Origin of the sequence: Lentzea atacamensis, assembly GCF_003269295.1 — a bacterium.
In the GTDB taxonomy this organism is placed as follows: domain Bacteria; phylum Actinomycetota; class Actinomycetes; order Mycobacteriales; family Pseudonocardiaceae; genus Lentzea; species Lentzea atacamensis.
The window spans coordinates 157,497-174,715 of record NZ_QLTT01000011.1 but is presented as its reverse complement, the minus strand read 5'-3'; the positions used below and the strand labels follow the sequence as shown (position 1 = coordinate 174,715).

18 protein-coding genes are annotated in these 17,219 nt (G+C 68.9%); 6 read left to right on the top strand and 12 right to left on the bottom strand.

What is annotated here, in order from left to right; translation table 11 throughout:
• Positions 1-706: 706 nt before the first annotated feature.
• From dhaM to dhaK, 3 genes are read right to left on the bottom strand one after another with little or no spacing between them, the layout of a single operon-like run.
• Positions 707-1,414 (bottom strand): dihydroxyacetone kinase phosphoryl donor subunit DhaM, encoded by a 708-nt coding sequence (gene dhaM / locus C8D87_RS37665; RefSeq protein ID WP_109634572.1) that lies wholly within the window; start codon positions 1,412-1,414, stop codon positions 707-709.
• Positions 1,411-2,037, bottom strand: a complete 627-nt coding sequence (gene dhaL / locus C8D87_RS37660; protein ID WP_112230759.1) for a dihydroxyacetone kinase subunit DhaL — start codon at positions 2,035-2,037, stop codon at positions 1,411-1,413. Before dhaL ends, dhaM begins: the two co-directional genes overlap by 4 nt.
• Position 2,038: 1 nt before the next feature.
• A complete protein-coding gene (gene dhaK, locus C8D87_RS37655; RefSeq protein ID WP_109634577.1) occupies positions 2,039-3,031 on the bottom strand; it encodes a dihydroxyacetone kinase subunit DhaK in 993 nt (330 codons plus the stop codon).
• A gap of 144 nt (positions 3,032-3,175) precedes the next feature.
• On the opposite strand from dhaK, the gene C8D87_RS37650 reads away from it, so the two are divergent.
• Entirely contained in the window at positions 3,176-4,168 is a 993-nt protein-coding gene (locus tag C8D87_RS37650) for an ABC transporter substrate-binding protein (protein WP_109634580.1), read from the top strand.
• A 22-nt stretch (positions 4,169-4,190) separates the two neighbouring features.
• On the opposite strand, the gene C8D87_RS37645 is transcribed toward C8D87_RS37650, so the two are convergent.
• The 4 genes from C8D87_RS37645 to C8D87_RS37630 form a co-directional block, all read right to left on the bottom strand.
• Positions 4,191-5,696: an aldehyde dehydrogenase family protein gene (locus tag C8D87_RS37645; protein WP_109634582.1), complete on the bottom strand. Its 1,506-nt coding sequence runs from the start codon at positions 5,694-5,696 to the stop codon at positions 4,191-4,193.
• A gap of 77 nt (positions 5,697-5,773) precedes the next feature.
• Positions 5,774-6,790, bottom strand: coding sequence for a hypothetical protein (locus C8D87_RS37640; protein ID WP_146771993.1), 1,017 nt, complete (start codon positions 6,788-6,790; stop codon positions 5,774-5,776).
• A gap of 199 nt (positions 6,791-6,989) precedes the next feature.
• Entirely contained in the window at positions 6,990-7,232 is a 243-nt protein-coding gene (locus tag C8D87_RS37635) for a hypothetical protein (RefSeq protein WP_109634586.1), read from the bottom strand.
• Positions 7,233-7,243: 11 nt separating this feature from the next.
• On the bottom strand, positions 7,244-8,935 hold the full coding sequence (locus tag C8D87_RS37630; RefSeq protein ID WP_112230755.1) for a sodium:solute symporter family protein: 1,692 nt from the start codon (positions 8,933-8,935) through the stop codon (positions 7,244-7,246).
• Positions 8,936-9,133: 198 nt separating this feature from the next.
• On the opposite strand from C8D87_RS37630, the gene C8D87_RS45450 reads away from it, so the two are divergent.
• Positions 9,134-9,559 (top strand): hypothetical protein, encoded by a 426-nt coding sequence (locus tag C8D87_RS45450; RefSeq protein ID WP_146771992.1) that lies wholly within the window; start codon positions 9,134-9,136, stop codon positions 9,557-9,559.
• On the opposite strand, the gene nucS is transcribed toward C8D87_RS45450, so the two are convergent.
• Positions 9,560-10,219, bottom strand: a complete 660-nt coding sequence (nucS, locus tag C8D87_RS37625) for an endonuclease NucS (protein ID WP_109634593.1) — start codon at positions 10,217-10,219, stop codon at positions 9,560-9,562.
• Positions 10,220-10,273: 54 nt separating this feature from the next.
• Between nucS and C8D87_RS37620 the strand changes: the two genes are divergently transcribed.
• On the top strand, positions 10,274-10,810 hold the full coding sequence (locus C8D87_RS37620; protein ID WP_109634595.1) for an NUDIX domain-containing protein: 537 nt from the start codon (positions 10,274-10,276) through the stop codon (positions 10,808-10,810).
• Here the strand turns inward: C8D87_RS37620 and C8D87_RS37615 are convergent.
• Complete coding sequence (locus tag C8D87_RS37615; RefSeq protein ID WP_112230935.1) at positions 10,807-11,733, bottom strand: GlxA family transcriptional regulator; 927 nt, start codon at positions 11,731-11,733, stop codon at positions 10,807-10,809. The two genes, C8D87_RS37620 and C8D87_RS37615, sit on opposite strands and share 4 nt — an antisense overlap.
• 106 nt (positions 11,734-11,839) lie before the next feature.
• On the opposite strand from C8D87_RS37615, the gene C8D87_RS37610 reads away from it, so the two are divergent.
• Both C8D87_RS37610 and C8D87_RS37605 read left to right on the top strand, forming a co-directional pair.
• Positions 11,840-12,418, top strand: a complete 579-nt coding sequence (locus C8D87_RS37610) for a DJ-1/PfpI family protein (RefSeq protein WP_112230753.1) — start codon at positions 11,840-11,842, stop codon at positions 12,416-12,418.
• Positions 12,415-12,822, top strand: a complete 408-nt coding sequence (locus tag C8D87_RS37605) for a hypothetical protein (RefSeq protein ID WP_112230934.1) — start codon at positions 12,415-12,417, stop codon at positions 12,820-12,822. The genes C8D87_RS37610 and C8D87_RS37605 overlap by 4 nt, the downstream gene beginning before the upstream one ends.
• A gap of 6 nt (positions 12,823-12,828) precedes the next feature.
• Here the strand turns inward: C8D87_RS37605 and C8D87_RS37600 are convergent, their stop codons facing one another.
• Positions 12,829-13,527 (bottom strand): SDR family oxidoreductase, encoded by a 699-nt coding sequence (locus tag C8D87_RS37600; RefSeq protein ID WP_112230932.1) that lies wholly within the window; start codon positions 13,525-13,527, stop codon positions 12,829-12,831.
• A gap of 102 nt (positions 13,528-13,629) precedes the next feature.
• Here C8D87_RS37600 and C8D87_RS37595 point away from each other — a divergent pair, with 102 nt between their 5' ends.
• Positions 13,630-14,484 carry a helix-turn-helix transcriptional regulator gene (locus tag C8D87_RS37595; protein ID WP_233439379.1) on the top strand — a complete coding sequence of 285 codons (855 nt, stop codon included), beginning with the start codon at positions 13,630-13,632 and terminating at the stop codon, positions 14,482-14,484.
• Here C8D87_RS37595 and C8D87_RS37590 read toward each other — a convergent pair.
• Positions 14,399-15,157: an enoyl-CoA hydratase-related protein gene (locus C8D87_RS37590; RefSeq protein ID WP_112230751.1), complete on the bottom strand. Its 759-nt coding sequence runs from the start codon at positions 15,155-15,157 to the stop codon at positions 14,399-14,401. The two genes, C8D87_RS37595 and C8D87_RS37590, sit on opposite strands and share 86 nt — an antisense overlap.
• Positions 15,158-15,174: 17 nt before the next feature.
• A complete protein-coding gene (locus tag C8D87_RS37585; RefSeq protein WP_109635290.1) occupies positions 15,175-17,169 on the bottom strand; it encodes a protein meaA in 1,995 nt (664 codons plus the stop codon).
• Between the last annotated feature and the right edge of the window lie 50 nt (positions 17,170-17,219).

The following is a 17,219-nucleotide window of genomic DNA, read 5'->3' as shown; positions in this document are numbered from 1 at the left end:
CGCTGGTCGCGGCAGGCTTGGGCCGCGGGTAGCGGCGCACTCGGGCCCGCAGGCCGCGACGGACTCGGGACGGCTGCCGCAGCGGACCTCGACCCTCCGGTCACGGCAGGCACGCGGCGCAGGTGCCGCGGGCTCAGGCTCGCGGAGCGGCGGACTCGCACCTGCTGGAATCGCGGCGAGTCCAGGCCCACTGAGGTGCGGCGAGTTCAGCCCGCGGGTGGTGACAGGCTCGGGACCGCTCGTCGCGGCGGCCTCGAACTCGCCGGTCGAGGCAGGCTTGGGGCCGCAGGCGGCGGCACACTCGGAACCGCTGCCGCAGCGGACCTCAGCCCTCCGGTCACGGCAGGCTCGAGGCGCAGGTGCAGCGGGCCAAGGCCCTGAGTGGCGGCGAGTATGGGCCGCTGGTCACAGCAGACTCGGGACCGCTGGTCGCGGCGAGCTCACAGCTGCTGATGTTGTGGCGAGCCCAGGCCCGCTTGCGTGGGGAAGGCCCAGGCCCGCCGGCGTGCAAAGGCCCAAGCCGCTGAGCACCGGCTCAGGTCCGCACCGAGGAGGCCGCGATCGCAGCGCCAGCCGGCAAGCCAGACACCTACCGCGCTGCCGCAGCGAGCAGGCGCGGCGACCCACCGGGGTGTGAGCGAGTGGTTGGCCTGGGCGTGGGCCTCACCTGGGCGTAGCTCGGAGCGGGAGCGAAGCCGCAGCGTGGCTAGTCGTCGAACCCCCTCTCCGCGAGTTCCTCGATGCGCCGGACCGCCTCGCCCGCGTCCTTCCCCGTCGCCACCACGGTGATCGACTTGCCGCCGGGCGCGCTCAGGCCCATCAGCGCCAGCACGCTCGCCGCGTTCGCCTCCTCGTCGCCGTAGCGGACTACGACGTCGGCGTCGAGCTCGGCGACGGTTCGGGCCAGCAGGGCTGCCGGGCGGGCGTGCAGGCCCACCTCGTTGGTCAGCAGGATTTCCGCGGACACCGCGTCCGGCACGAGGTGCAGTGCGGGCCTGCTCGGGGCGGCGGCCGGGGTCTCGCCGGACGCGCCTTCGGCGGCGGCTGCCACGTCGGGCAGGGAGGCGCCGCCTTGCGCGGCGACGGCTGCGGCCACCGCGCCTTCGACCAGAGGTGCGTCGACCACGGCGTAGCGGGACGGGTCGTCCGCCGATTCCACGGCCATCTCGGCTGTCATCTTGGCGCTGCCCAGGTCGTAGAGGACGACGACGCCGTTGCCCGTGTCGGCGTCTGCCAGGGCTTCGACCACCGAGCCGTAGTCGGTGCCGAGGCCGCCTTCCTCGGTGCCGCCCACGGGCAGCACCGACACGTCGGGGGCCATCTGCGCCGCCAGTTCGGCGACGCCGTTGGCCAGCATGTCGCTGTGGGAGACGATGACCAGGCCCACGCGGCCGGGGTCGGATGCCGCCGTCATGCCTTGGCCGCCGCGTCCGCGAAAGCCCGCAGCAGCAACGCTGTCGAACGGGCGCCCGGATCCAGGTGACCGGCACTGCGCTCACCCAGGTACGAGGCGCGGCCCTTGCGCGCCACCATCGGCACCGTCGACTCCGCGCCCTCGGCAGCCGCGGCCGCCGCCGCCGAGAGGACCGCGGCCACCGAACCGTCCACCGATGCCGCCGCGGTCACGGCGGGCGTCAGGGCGTCCACCATCGTCTTGTCGCCCACCACCGCCTTGCCACGTGCCACCACGCCGTCCAACGCGCCCTGCAACGCTCGCGCCACGGCGTCGCGATCGAGTTCGGCGGCGTCGCCCACCGCGGCCGACGCGCGCAGGAAGGCCGTGCCGTACAAGGGGCCCGCCGCGCCGCCCACCGTCGAGATCAACGTGGTGGCGACCAGCTTCAGCACCTTGCCGGGAGAAGCGGGCTCCTCGGCGTCCAGCCGGGACAGCAGCGCGGTGAAGCCGCGCTTCAGGTTCTCGCCGTGGTCGCCGTCACCGATCGCCTGGTCCAGGCGCACCAGCTCGTCGCGGTGTTCCCGCACCACCTCGGCGGCCGCCCTGAGTGCCGCCACGACGTCGGCTGCCGTGCACCCCACCTCAGACTCCCCACCGCAGTGCGGGCGTGTGCACCGGCGCGTCCCACAGCTCGACCATCTCGTCGTCCAGCTTCAACAGCGTGAGACTCATGCCCTGCATCTCCAGGCTGGTGATGTACGGGCCGACGAGCCTGCGTTCCACGGTGATCCCCCGATCAGCCAGCAACTGCTCCGCGATGCCGTGCGCCAAGTACAGCTCGATCAACGGAGTTCCGCCCATCGAGTTCGTGAACAGCAGCACCCGGTCGCCCGACGCGAACGGCAGGTCTTCCAGGATCGGATCCAGCAGCGCCGTCACCATCTCGGTGGCCGAGCCCGCAGGCACCCGCTGGCGGCCCGGCTCGCCGTGGATCCCGATGCCGATCTCCATCTCGTCGTCGGCCAGCTCGAAACTCGGCGAACCCACGTGCGGGACCGTGCACGCGGACAGCGCCAGCCCCATCGAGCGCACCGAACCGATCACCCTCGAAGCCAGCGCCTCGCACGCCGCCAGATCGGCGCCGCGGTCCGCCGCCGCGCCCACGATCTTCTCCAGCAGCACGGTGCCGCCGACACCGCGCCTGCCCGCCGTGTACAGCGAGTCCTTCACCGCCACGTCGTCGTCGATCACGACGCTGCGCACCTCGGACTCCGCCATCTCGCCCGCGGTCTCGAAGTTCAGCACGTCACCGGTGTAGTTCTTCACGATCAGCAGCGCGCCCGCACCGCCATCGGTCCGCGCGACGGCGTCGAGCACCTGGTCCGGCGTCGGCGACGTGAACACCGCTCCGGGACAGGCCGCGTCGAGCATCCCGCGCCCGACGAACCCGCCGTGCAGCGGTTCGTGGCCCGACCCGCCACCCGAGATGATCGCGACCTTTCCCCGCACCGGAGCGTCCGCACGCACGACCACGGCCGGGTCGTGGTGCACGGTCAGCAGATCGGAATGGGCAGCCTGCATTCCCCGCAGCGCGTCCTGCACCACGGTTTCCGGATCATTGATGATCTTCTTCATCGAAGAGCCCTTCCGATCGGCGGTGACCGTGTTCCTTCTTACTCCGGGGGTCTGACACTCGGAACGGGCAAAAGGCACCGGTACCGTTAGCCTGCCCTAAGAAATGCAGGTCAACATCACTGCAAGTAGCGGAGGAACAACGTCGTGTCGAAGAGAGCCGCTCTGCTCGCCGCAGTCGCCCTGGTGCTCGCCGCGTGCGGCCAGAGCACGGACAAGCCCACTGTCGCCCAGGGCGGCGAGGACTTCGGCAAGGCCTACGAACTGAGCAACGGTTTCGGCACGCAAGCCAAACCGGGCGAGTTTCCCCGCACGATCAAGCACGCGATGGGCGAGACGAAGCTCGAGAAGAAACCCGAACGGGTGATCGTGCTCGACACCGGCGAGCTCGACAACGTTGCCGCACTCGGCATCAAGCCGGTCGGCATCGCGTTCACCGACGGCTCCCCCACCATGCCGTCCTACATCGGCGACAAGGGTGGCCAGCCGGAGAACGTCGGCACGATCAACAACCTCAATCTGGAGGCGATCACCAAGCTCAACCCCGACCTGATCCTGGGCTCGAAGCTGCGCGCGGAGTCCCTCTACCCGAAGCTGAGCGCGATCGCCCCGACCGTCTTCTCGGTGCGTCCCGGCTACGTGTGGAAGGAGAACTTCCTCCTCAACGCCGCCGCGCTCGACCGCCAGGCCGACGCCGCGAAGATGCTCGAGGACTACACGAACAAGGCCACCGCGACCGGCGCCGCCATCGAGAAGAAGCTCGGTGTGCGCCCGACGGTCACGGCGCTGCGCTTCATGCCCGGCAAGATCCGCCTCTACGCCAAGAAGTCGTTCATCGGCACCATCCTGATCGACGCCAAGATCCCGCAGCCGACGCCGTCCCAGGTCGACGACCTGGCCGCCGAGGTCAGCGCGGAGCAGATCGGCAAGGCCGACGGCGACTTCATCATCTACTCCACCTACGGCGACCCGGCCAAGACCGAGCAGGCCTCGGTGCTCGGCGGCCCGCTGTGGAGCGGCCTGAACGCCGTCAAGGCCGGCAAGGCGAAGCCGGTGCTCGACGAGACCTACTTCCTCGGCCTCGGCGTGCTCGCCGCGAACGTGGTCCTGGACGACCTGCAGAAGCAGCTCGGCGCCTAGAACCGGTCCGCGCGGGTGCTCCTCACCGTCCGAAGAGCATCCGCGCGAGCCGTAGCAGCTGCTTGCCGGCCAGCGATGACCGGTCGAACGTCGTCATGTTGAGCAGCGCCTTGAACCGCTGCTTCGTCACGGCCTTGGGGTAGGCGAACTCGCGCAGCCCGTCCTCGCCGTGGATCCGCCCGAACCCGGAGTCGCCGACCCCGCCGAACGGCAGGCCGGGGATCGCCGCGTAGGTCAGCACCGCGTTGATCGACACCATGCCGACCCGCAGCTCCCGCGCCAGTTCCTCGCCGCGCGACTTCGAGAACACCGCGGCGCCGAGCCCGTACTTCGACTGGTTCGCGAGCCGCACGCCCTCCAACGCGTTGGGCACCCGGTTGATCACCACGGTCGGCCCGAACGTCTCCTCGGTGACCGCCAGCGAGTCCTCCGGCACGTCCGTCAGCACGACCGGCTCGACGTACGGCGGCCTGATCGACTCCGGTCCACCGACCAGCGCCTTGCCACCGCGGTCCAGCGCGTCCTGCACGTGCTCGCGGATGATCTCCACCTGCGACGGCATCGTGATCGGCCCGAGGTCGGCGTTCGGCTCACCGCCGGGCTTGAGCTTCTTCGCCCGCTTCACCGCGATCTCGATGAACTGGTCGGCGACGTCCTCGGCCACGTACACGCGCTCGACGCCGGCGCACGTCTGGCCCGCGTTGGACACCGCGCCCCACATCGCGGCCTCGGCCGCGGCCACCAGGTCGGCGTCGGAGTCGACGATCAGCGCGTCCTTGCCGCCGCACTCGACCAGCACCGGCGTGAGCGTCGCCGCACACGCCTCCATGACCTTCTTGCCGGTCCGCGTGGAGCCGGTGAACGCGACCTTGTCGACGCCCGAGGTGCACAGCGCCGAGCCCGTCTCACCGAAGCCCGTGACGACCTGGAACACCGGGTACTCCGGCACCGCCTCGCTGAACGTCGACGCGAGGAACGTGCCCACACCCGGCGTGAACTCCGACGGCTTGAACACCACGGCGTTGCCGGCGGCGAGCGCGTAGGAGATCGACCCCATCGGCGTGTGCGCGGGGTAGTTCCACGGCCCGATGACGCCGATGACGCCCAACGGCCGGTATTCGACCGTCGCGCTGTGGTTGAACATCAGCATGCCCGAGGAGATCCGGCGCTTGCCCAGCACCCGGCCCGCCTGCCGCGAGGCCCAGTGCAGGTGGTCCATCACCAGCGTGATCTCGACGCGGGAGTCGTCGGCGGGCTTGCCGGTCTCCGCGCTGATCAGCGCGACGAACTCGTCAGCGCGCCGTGACAGGACTCTGCGCCACGCGTCGAGCTTGGTCTTGCGCCCCTCGAAACCGAGACCCGCCCACCACGCGGAGGCCTCGCGTGCCGAGGACACCGCTTCCTCGACCTCGGCGGCCGTGTGGATCGGGTGGTGCGCGACGACCTCCCCCGTGCGCGGGTCCAGTGAAGCGAACCGCCGCTGCTCGCCATCGGCCGACAGCGCGCTGTCCGAAGCGGTCTGCGTCATTGGGCCCCTCCCGGGTACTCGCCAGTAACCTCGACACTAACGCGTACTTGAAGAACTTTCAGCCCCCGCCCGGCCCGTCAGGCACTGGGAAGGCTCGGAAGCACCGCCTTGGCGAACGCCTGCGCCGCCTGGCAGCGGTCCAGCTGCTTCTCCTTCGAGCCGCCGACCGAGAACTCGGCCACCTCACCCGCGTCGCTGGAATCCTTCGTGCGAACCACGATCAGCTCGCACGTCGGGTACGCACCGTCCTTCGACGCCTGGTAGCCCTTGACCCCACCACCGAGATCGACCTCTACCGACTTGCTGTCGAACTTGCCGTCCTTCGGGATGCGCGCGGTCTTGAACTCGATGCGCATCTCGGCGTTCTGGCCCGACCACCCGCACTGGTGCAGGCCGAAGGGCAGGGACCGCGGCGAGGCACCGAGCACCGGCGCGAGTGTCGCCTTGTCGACGATCGTGCACGGGTCGACCTCGACCGGCGAGCCCTTGGGCGGGGTGTACTTCTGCGGGTTGCCCTTGAGCTTGCGGATCGCACCCTCGAGCACCTTGCGCCCCGGCTCGCACGGGTCGGCCACCGCCCGGTCACCGGTGCCCGTGGTCACCTGGATCCGCACGGCCTGTGCCGGGTTCTCCTGAGTCACGGCGGTGATGAAGCACGACGAGCTCAGCTTCTGCTCACCGCTCTTGAGCCCGGCGAGCTGCTTGGTCGCGTTCTTCACGTCGGTGGACGTCAGCGAGTAGCCGATGTCCAGCGTGAAGTTGAGGGTCTTGTCCGCCTTGTCCTTCATGTAGTTCGAGCAGCGCGTGTAGTTGCTGCTCGAGTACCTCGACGGCGTGCCGACCGTCTGCAGCAGGTCCTTCTCGATCAACGCACACGGGTTGACCAGCCGCAACCGCTCCGCCGCGAACGCCGGATCGACCGGTTTGCCCGCCTGTGCCGACGGCTTGACCGACGGGTCGGTCGAGCTCGCGCCCGCCCCCGCCTGCACGGTGCGGCGCGGCGAGTGGGTCTTGGTGAGACCGGGACCGGTCGCGCAGCCGGCCACCAGCAGAGCAGCGGCGGCGACCAGGGCTGTGGCACGAAAACGGAGCACGACGTGCACGGTAGCGACCTTTGCGCGCGTTCGTGGCCGGTACCCCGAGTTGCTCCGTGGCACATGTCACGGAGCGCAACGGGAACGATTCAGAAGATCAACGCGATGTACCTGGTGAAGACCCCGAGAAAAAGGAGAGACGTGCGTAACCGAATTCGCCGCGCATTCAACTGGCTCGACGCGTGGACGATCGAGGCCTTCAACCCCGTTTTCCCAGGTCGTCCGCAGTCGTAGTCTTCGCGAACTGAGGCCGCAGCAACGCCCACACGGCGAACAACGCCGCCAGCACCACCATGGCGATGCCGGCCCACAGGTTGATGTTGACCCCTTCGGCCTTCTTCAGGTCGTCGTCGGTCGTGAAACCGAGACCGACGACGACCAGTACGACGCCGTACAGGCCGAAGAGGAAAGCGATGATCAGTCGCAGGTCGAACAACCTCATGACGGCCTCCCTCAGCCGAAGATGATGTAGAGAACGGTCGTCAGCGCCAGCACGCCGCCGCCGAGCAGGGCGGGCGAGCGGTACCAGCCCGCGTCCTCACCGGTGGTGGCGTGCGAGCGGTCCTCCTTCGGCGTCAGGCTGTAGACAAGTCCGACCAGCTCGCTGTCCGGCTTGGGTCGCGTGACCAAGCTGACCGCGACGCTCACGACGACGTCCACCACGAACGCGAGACCCGCGCCGAGGAAGCTCGCGCCCTGGCCGGGCAGCTCCAGCCACTTGATGCCGAACGACGGCTCCGAGATCGCGTAGATGAACATCGCGGTGAACGTGCCCGCGAGCAAGCCCACCCAGCCGGCGGTGGGCGTCATGCGCTTCCAGAACATGCCGACGATGAACGTCGCGAACAGCGGCGCGTTGAAGAACGAGAACAGCGCCTGGATGTAGTCCATGATGTTGGACCCGCCGAGCGCCGCCGCGATGAACGCCGTGCCGATCGCGAGCACGCACGCGCCGACCGTGGCCAACCGCCCGACGCGCAGGTAGTACTCGTCCGGCCGGTCCTTCTTGACGTAGTCCTGCCACAGGTCGTAGGTGAAGACCGTGTTGAACGAGCTGACGTTCGCCGCCACACCGGCCATGAAGCTCGCCAGCAGACCCGTGATCGCGATGCCGAGGATGCCGTTGGGCAGCAGATCCCGCATCAGCAACGGCAGCACGTTGTTGTAGACCACGCCGCTGCTCGTGTCGCCCGCCTTGAGCTGCGCCATCTCCGGCACGATCACCGCGGCGATGATGCCGGGGATGATGATGACCGCAGGGATGAGCGCCTTCGGGTACGCACCGATGATCGGCGTGCGCTTGGCCGCCGACATCGACTTGGCGCTCATCGCGCGCTGCACCTCGGCGAAGTTCGTCGTCCAGTACCCGAACGACAGCACGAAGCCGAGACCGAACACCAGGCCGACGACGCTCCAGACCGGGCTCTCGATGCCGGTCAGCTCCGTCGCGGGCCACGCACTCAGCTGCTCCTGGTCGGTCACCTTCTGCACGAGCCCCTGCCAGCCGCCGACCTTGATCAGGCCGACGATCGTGAGCGGCGCCAGCGCGGCCACGATGACGAAGAACTGCAGAACCTCGTTGTAGATGGCGGCACTCAGGCCACCGAGCGCCGTGTACGCGAGCACGACCATCGCCGCGACCACGATGGACACCGGCAGCGGCCACCCGAGCAGCGCGTCGATGATCACCGCGAGCGCGAACAGGTTGATGCCCGCGATCAGGATCTGCGCGACGGCGAAGCTGATGGCGTTGACGAGGTGCGCGGGCTTGCCGAAGCGCCGCAGCATGAACTCGGGAACGCTGCGCACTTTCGAGCCGTAGTAGAACGGCATCATCACCAGACCGAGGAACACCATCGCCGGGATGGCACCGATCCAGTAGTAGTGCACCGTCGCCATGCCGTACTGCGCGCCGTTGGCCGTCATACCCATCAGCTCAAGCGCACCGAGGTTCGCGCTGATGAACGCGAGACCGGTGACCCACGCCGGCAGCGACCGACCGGACAGCAGGAAGTCGAGACTGGAAGAGACGGATCGTCGTGCCATCACGCCGATGCCGAGCACCACCACGAAGTAGATGACGAGCAACGCGTAGTCGATCGGCCCCGCGTCGAGCCGCAGGTCCGCCTCGGCCAACACCGACACCGCCCACCTCCCAGACAAGTCCAACATCAACGACCAGGAGGGGACGTCACTCCAGGTGCGCCGGTTCTTACCCCCTGTGCGCGCTCACAAAACCACGATGTGTGGCGGGTCGCTCACTGAAGTCCGAAAACCGGGTCGGCCTGTCGAGCGGCACCTCGGCACTGGCGCGGTGACCGACCACGAGCAGGTGAGCTGGGTGTGCCCGTTGTGCCGCGCGGTGATCATGGGCAGCGGCGACGGCCGGGGCGAGATCTGCCTTCCTGCCGCACCCGGCCGGACTGGGAGGCGCTGCCGCAAGCCGTGCGGGACGAGGTCGGCGCGATGGTCGATGACGGCCGGACGATCACGGCGGGCTACCGGAGCTGGACGTGCCCGTCGTGCCGACCGGCTGCTCATGGGCTGCGACGAAACCCGTGGCGACACTGTCGGCCCTGTCTCTCGCGACCGGACTGGGAAGCCTTGCCGCCGTCCGGTCGCGACGAGATCGGGACGATGGTCGAGACGGGTGATCTGATGTCCGCCGTCTACCGGCTGAGGGATCTGGACCACAACCGGCTCGACACCTTCGACCACACGCTCATGGTCGTCTACCGCGACGGTCTGCGCGCACCGGCGGCCGACTGATCAGAACAGGCGGAACTCGTCCGGCTCGATCCCGCGCAACGCGTCGTAGTCCAGCACGACGCACCGGATCCCGCGGTCCTCGGCCAGCGTCCTCGCCTGCGGCTTGATCTGCTGCGCCGCGAACACACCCTGCACCGGCGCCAGCAGCGGATCGCGGTTGAGCAGCTCCAGGTACCTGGTCAGCTGCTCGACCCCGTCGATCTCCCCGCGCCGCTTGATCTCCACGGCGACCGAGCCGCCCGCCGAGTCGCGGCACATCAGGTCGACCGGGCCGATGGCGGTCGGGAACTCGCGGCGCACCAGCGTCCAGCCCTCGCCGAGGGTCGTGACGTGCTCGGCGAGCAGCTTCTGGAGGTCCGCTTCGACGCCGTCCTTCTGCAGGCCGGGTTCGGGACCGAGCTCGTGCTTGGAGTCGTGCATCACCTCTTCGAGGGTGATGATCAGCTTCTCCCCCGCCTTGTTCTGCACGGTCCAGATGTCCGGGTCCTCGATGAGCCAGCAGGGCGGGCTCATCCAGTTCAACGGCTTGTAGGCGCGGTCGTCGGAGTGGATCGACACCGAGCCATCGGCCTTGATCAGCAGCAGTCGCTGAGCCATCGGCAGATGGGCGGTGAGTCGTCCTACGTAGTCGACCTGGCAGCGAGCGATGACGAGACGCACCGCGACAGGCTACGGGGTGCGTCCAGAAACCGGCCGTTAGGTACGGTCCGTGGCGTGGAAAGCCTCGGCACCCGTCAGGTGTACGCAAACCCGTGGATGACCGTTCGCGAGGACGAGATCCGGCGCGCGGACGGCACAAAAGGCATCTACGGCGTGGTCGACAAGCCGGACTTCGCACTGATCATCCCGCTCGACGGCGAGCGCGTGCGGCTCGTCGAGCAGTTCCGGTACCCCATCGGCCTGCGGCGCTGGGAGTTCCCCCAGGGCACCGCGCCCGACCGCGCCGACGTCGACCCGCTCGAGCTGGCCACCCGTGAGCTCCGCGAGGAGACGGGGCTGCGCGCCGGCAGGATGATCGAGCTGGGAGTGCTCGACGTGGCGCCGGGCATGTCGTCGCAGCGCGGGCGCGTGTTCCTCGCCACCGATCTCGCGGAGGGCTTCCACGAGCGGGAGCACGAGGAGCAGGACATGCGCTCGACGTGGTTCCCGCGCGCCGGCTTCGAGACGATGATCGCGAAGGGCGAGATCACCGACGCCCAGTCGATCGCCGCCTACACGCTCCTGTTGCTGCACGAGCACTCGCAGCCCTAGTTCTGACCACCCTGGAACGCGGCCCGGTAGGCGTTGGGCGAGGTCCCGGCGATCCGCTTGAACCTGTCGCGGAACGCCGTGGCCGACCCGAACCCGACCCGGCTCGCGATCAGCTCCACCGAGTCCCTGGTCGTCTCCAGCAGGTGCTGCGCCTGACGCACCCGCGCCCGGTGCAGCCACTGCAACGGCGTCGTGCCGGTCTGCTCGCGGAACCGCCGGTTCAGCGTCCGCGTGCTCATCCCCGCCTGCCGTGCCAGGTCTCCCAGCGTCAGGTCGCACGCGGTGTTGGCCTCCATCCACAGCAACAACGGTTCGAGCTCCGCACCCTGCGGCGCGACCGGCGGCGTCACGATGAACTGCGCCTGCCCGCCTTCTCGTTCCAGCGGCATCACGGCGAACCGCGCCGCATCGGCCGCCACCGCGGACCCGTGGTCGCGCCGGATCATGTGCAGGCACAGGTCCAGCCCCGCCGCGGCGCCCGCGGACGTCAGGAACTGCCCGTTGTCCACGTAAAGCACGTCCGGGTCGACCTCGACGGCCGGAAACCGCGCCGCCAGCTCCCCGGCTCCCAGCCAGTGCGTGGTCGCCCGCAACCCGTCCAGCAGACCGGTCGCCGCGAACACGAACGCCCCCGTGCAGATCGACGCGATCCGCGTGCCCCTCGCCGCGGCCTGCCGCAGTGCCTCGATCAACCGCGGGGGAACGACCAGTGCCGGATCGTGACCCGGCAGCACGATCGTGTCCACCTCGGACAGCAACTCCAAGCCGTGCGGCACTCTCAGCTCGAAACAGCCCGCGTCGACCGTCCTCTTCGGACCGCAGACCCGGACCCGGTACCGCCCGGTCCAGTTGAACGCGTCCACCGGCGTCGCGAAGTCGAACGGAACAACGCTGTCCATCGCCACCACCGCCACCTCGTGCATGTCCACACCGTAGCTGGCGAGAATCCGTTGGAACCTGGCATTCCAGCCAGTTCTCCCATCGCCTGTCCGCTCCTACCGTCGTGATCAACGAAAAAGGAGCGACGAAGTGAGAGCACAAGTGGTGTTGTTCGACGGCTTCGACCCGTTGGATGTGATCGGCCCGTACGAAACGCTGACCGCAGGTGGAATCAGGACCGAGCTGGTGACGACCGAAGGACCGCGCGAGGTCCCGGCAGGCATGAACCTGTTGTCGCTCAGGGCAACCGCCCAGCTCGACCCGGACGCCGGCCTCGTCGTCGTCCCCGGCGCCGCCGCCCTCCAGGACGACGAGACGTTCGCGCTGCTCAGCAAGGCCGCCGCCACCATCGGCCCCGTGTTGAAAGCAACGAGCGCCACCATCGCGACCGTGTGCGGCGGATCGTTGCTGCTGGCGATGACCGGCCTGATCAAGGGCAGGAACGCGACCACCAACCACCTCGGCCTCCAGGCGCTGGATCGGCTGGGTGTCAACGCCATCCGCGCCCGGATCGTCGACGACGGCGACCTGGTGACCGCCGCGGGCGTCAGCTCAGGCATCGACCTGGGCCTGCACCTGGTCGAACGCGAGGCCGGCGCCCAGAAAGCACTCGAAGTGGAAGCCCTCTTCGCCCACGAACGCCGCGGCACCGCGTGGAGGGCCGCGTGAGCAAGCTCTTCCTCTCGCTGCACGTCCTGGCCGCCATCATCGCCATCGGCCCGGTCACGGTGGCCGCGAGCATGTTCCCGAAGGCCGTCACCGGCAACGGCAATCCCGAGCTCCTGCACCGGATCTGCCGCGTCTACGCCCTCATCGGCATCTCGGTGCCGGTCTTCGGGTTCGCGACGGCCGGCGTGATGGGCGTGACCGGCCACCCTTGGGTGATCGTGTCGATCGCACTCACCACCGCCGCCGCGTTCCTGCTCGCCCTCAAGATCCTGCCCGGCCAGGAGAAGGCGATCAGAACCAGGGACGTCAAGCACCTGGCCATGTACACCGGGATCTTCAACCTGCTCTGGGCCACCGTGACCGTGCTGATGATCCTCAGGCCGGGTTCGACGACCGGCGCCTAGCCGTGCCTACCTCTGGGTGATGGGCCGCACCACGATCTCGTTCACGTCGACCTCAGCGGGCTGCGAGATCGCGTAGGCGATGGCGTCACCGATCGCCGACGCCGGCAGCGCGATCTTGCGGAAGTCCTCCATCAACGACGACGCGTACTCCTCGGTGATGCTGTCCGCCAGCTCGGACTCCGTGACACCGGGCGAGATCACGGTGACCCGCAGGTCGTCGCGCTCCTGCCGCAGTCCCTCCGACAGCGCCCACACCGCGTACTTCGTCGCGCAGTACACGGCGGCGGTCGGCATGACCATGTGCGCACCGACCGAGGCCACGTTCACGACGTGACCGCCAGACCTGAACAGCGGCAGCACGGCGCCAATGCCGTTCAGCACACCGCGAATGTTCACGTCGACCATGCGGTCCCACTCGTCGACCTTCAAGGAGTCCAGGAGGGACAACGGCATCACGCCCGCGTTGTTCACCAACACGTCGACTCGTCCGTAGCGAGACACAGCAGCGTCCACAAAGGACTGAAAGGATTCCCGCGAGGTCACGTCCAACGGCGCGTGGGCACCGCCGATCTCCTCGGCCAGCGCGGCCAGCCTGTCCTCCCGGCGCGCCCCGAGGAACACCTGATGCCCTGCAGCGGCCAGGACGCGGGCCGTGGCCTCACCGATACCGCTGGAAGCTCCACTGATCAACACAACTTTGTTCATGGACACCACGATGGCCAGCCCGAACAGCGCCAACCAGGACACCTTCTGCCTAGGTGTGGCACACCCGGGCAATGCACACGCGAGGCGAATAACCTTGTGGACGTGCTCGGCGAGTTCCTGAAAGCCCACCGCGCCCGCGTCAACCCGGAGGACGCGGGCCTGCCCAGCCACACCCAGCGCAAGGTCAAAGGCCTCAGACGAGAAGAGGTCGCCGTCCTGGCCGGTGTGAGCGCCGACTACTACGCCCGACTGGAGCAGGGCCGCGAGACCAACCCGTCAGCCCAGGTCCTCGACGCGCTCAGCCGCGCCCTCAGGCTCGACACCGACGCTCGCGCCCACCTGCACCGGCTCGCCGGAGTCGTCGCCGAGGAGGGCCACGAGACCCAGGTCGTCAGCCCGGAACTGCGGCGGCTCATCAGCGGCATGCACGACATGCCGGCGTTCGTGATGAACTCGCTGCTGGACATCCTCGCCACGAACGCGCTGGCCGACGCCCTGTACGAACCGTTCACGCCCGCCGACAACGCCGCCAGGATGACGTTCCTGGACCCGGCCGCCACGAGCTTCTACCCGCGCTGGCAGTGGGTCGCGCAGAGCACCGTCGCGCACCTGCGGCAAACGGCCGACCCGAAGTCGCAGCGCCTCAGGCACATGGTCGCCGAGCTCAACCAGCACCCGGTGTTCAGGGAGCTGTGGGAACAGCACGAGGTGCGCGGGAAGACCCAGGACGCCAAGGAGTTCGTGCATCCCGCCGTCGGCCCGCTCAAGCTGAACTACCACTCGTTCGACGTCCGCGAGGCACCCGGCCAGTACCTGGTGATCTACCAGGCCGAGCCGGGCCCGAACGCGGACGCCCTCAGGCTGCTCGCGACTAGTCGGGCCACACGGGCGACCGCTTCTCCAGGAACGACGCCCGCCCCTCTTTGGCTGACGGGGACTGCGAAGTCTCGGCCATGACGGCCAGCGCGATGTCGTACGCCTCCGCCTCTGGCCGATCCAGCTGCGCGTAGATCGTCCGCTTGCCCACCGCCTTCGACGCCCGGCTCCCCCGCGTGGCCCGCGCCAGCAGCTCGTCCACGGCGGCGTCCAGCTCCCCAGCGGGCACAGCGCGGTTGATCAGGCCCCACTCGACGGCGGTCGCGGCGTCCACCACATCGCCGGTGAGCACCATCTCCATCAACCGCTTGCGCCCGACCGACCGCGCGACGGGCACCGCGGGCGTGTGGCAGAACCACCCGGCTTTACCGCCGGGCAGGGCGAAACCGGCGTCCAGCGACGCCACCGCGAGATCGCACGAGGCCACCAGCTGACACCCGGCAGCCGTGGCCAGACCCTGCACGCGCGCGATTACCACCTGCGGCACGGACTGGATGGTCTTCATCAACACCGTGCACAGCTCCAGCAGCTGCCGCACGCCTTCCTCGTCACGGGCGTGCACGTCCGTGAAGTCGTGCCCAGCGCTGAACACCGGGCCGTCGGCGGCCAGCACGATCCCGGCCGCGTCCGAAGAACCAGCCTCGCGGAACGCCTCCAGCAGCTCCGTGAGGTGCTCGGCGGACAGCGCGTTGCGCCGGGCCACCCGATTCATCGTGATGCGGACAACCGAGCCCTCACGCACAACGTCGACCATTCCGCGAATCTAAGGCTCTAGCGCAAAGAACGCACCTCACGGATCACGGTGACGATCTCGTCCATGATCTCGGTCAGCTCGTAGTCCTTGGGCGTGAACACCCGCGCCACCCCCCGGTCCCGCAGCTTCGCGGCGTCGTCCGGCGGGATGATGCCGCCGACGATCACCGGGATGTCCCCGGCACCGGCGGCACGCAGGCCGTCGACCACCGCGGGCACCACCTCGAGGTGCGAGCCGGACAGGATCGACAGGCCCACGACGTGCACGTCCTCCTGCACGGCCGCGGACACGATCTGCGACGGCGTCAGGCGGATGCCCTGGTAGACGACCTCGAAGCCGACGTCGCGCGCCCGCACGGCGACCTGCTCGGCACCGTTGGAGTGACCGTCGAGGCCCGGCTTGCCGACCAGCATGCGCAGCCGCTCGCCGATCTCCTCACCGGTCGCGCGGACGCGGTCGCGCACGCGGGCGATCTCCGAGCCCGCCTCGCCCGACGCCGAGGCGCCGGAAACACCGGTGGGCGCGCGGTATTCGCCGAACGTCTCACGCAGCGCCTGCGACCACTCACCGGTCGTCACGCCGGCGCGCGCACAGGCCAGCGTCACCTCGACCAGGTTCTGGTCCGTCTTCGCGGCTTCGCGCAGTGCGTCCAAAGCCTCGGCGACAGCAGCGTTGTCACGAGAGGCCCGCCACTGCTGGATCGCCTCGACGGCGTGCATCTCGACGACCGGGTCGATGGTCTCGATCGCGTTCGCACCCTCTGCCTGCAGCGGTGACGGCTCGGTGGTGTCGAACTTGTTGACACCGACGACGATCTCCTCGCCGGACTCGACCCGGCGGCGCCGGTCGGCCAGCGACGAGACCAGCTGCGACTTCATGTAGCCGGACTCGACGGCAGCGACGGCTCCACCCATCGCCTGCACCCGGTCGATCTCCTCACGCGCGCCGGCCAGGATGTCGTTGACCTTGGCCTCGATCACCGGCGAGCCGTCGAAGATGTCCTCGTACTCGAGCAGATCCGTCTCGTAGGCGAGCACCTGCTGCATGCGCAGTGCCCACTGCTGGTCCCACGGGCGCGGCAGGCCGAGCGCCTCGTTCCACGCCGGCAGCTGGATCGCGCGGGCACGAGCGTTGCGCGACAACGAGACCGCGAGCATCTCCAGCACGATGCGCTGGACGTTGTTCTCCGGCTGCGCCTCGGTCAGACCGAGCGAGTTGACCTGCACGCCGTAGCGGAACCGGCGGTGCTTCGGGTTCTCGACGCCGTAGCGCTCCAGCGTGATCTCGTCCCAGAGCTGGGCGAACGCACGCATCTTGCACATCTCCTCGATGAAGCGCACACCGGCGTTCACGAAGAAGGAGATGCGGGCGACGACGTCACCGAACTTCTCCTGCGGCACCTGACCCGAGTCGCGCACCGAGTCCAGGACAGCGATCGCCGTGCACATCGCGTACGCGACCTCCTGCGCCGGCGTCGCGCCGACCTCCTGGAGGTGGTAGCTGCAGATGTTGATCGGATTCCACTTCGGCACGTTCGACACGGTCCACGCGACCATGTCGGTGATCAGCCGCAGCGACGGTCCCGGCGGGAACACGTAAGTGCCGCGGGACAGGTACTCCTTGATGATGTCGTTCTGCGTCGTGCCGGCCAGCGCCGACCGGTCCGCGCCCTGCTCCTCCGCCACGGTGACGTACAGCGCGAGCAGCCACATGGCCGTCGCGTTGATCGTCATCGACGTGTTGGCACTGCTGAGCGGGATCTGGTCGAAGAGCTGGCGCATGTCGCCGATGTGGCTGATCGGCACACCGACCTTGCCGACCTCGCCCTTGGCGAGCTCGTCGTCGGGGTCGTAACCGGTCTGCGTCGGCAGGTCGAACGCCACCGAGAGGCCCGTCTGCCCCTTGGCGAGGTTCCGCCGGTAGAGCGCGTTGGAAGCCGCAGCCGAGGAGTGACCCGCGTACGTGCGCATCACCCAGGGGCGGTCGCGTTCACGGTCAGCTGGGTACGGCACAGCAACCTCCCACAAGTCGTTGTCCGGAGCGTACTGGCCGGTAACCACTG